The organism is Secundilactobacillus pentosiphilus, from assembly GCF_002217985.1.
Taxonomy (GTDB): Bacteria; Bacillota; Bacilli; order Lactobacillales; family Lactobacillaceae; genus Secundilactobacillus; species Secundilactobacillus pentosiphilus.
In genome coordinates, this window is sequence record NZ_BCMI01000103.1 from 1 (window position 1) to 207 (window position 207).

The window sequence follows — 207 nt, forward strand, 5'->3', positions numbered from 1 at the left end:
GCCGCAGGTTCTCCTACGGCTACCTTGTTACGACTTCACCCTAATCATCTGCCCCACCTTAGGCGGTTGGCCCCCGAAGGTTACCGAACCGACTTTGGGTGTTACAAACTCTCATGGTGTGACGGGCGGTGTGTACAAGGCCCGGGAACGTATTCACCGCGGCATGCTGATCCGCGATTACTAGCGATTCCGACTTCGTGCAGGCGA

The 207-nt window shown here is 57.5% G+C and carries 1 rRNA gene; it reads right to left on the bottom strand.

Annotated elements, in window-relative coordinates:
- A 16S ribosomal RNA gene (locus CES81_RS13235) occupies positions 1 to 207 on the bottom strand; the annotation flags it as partial.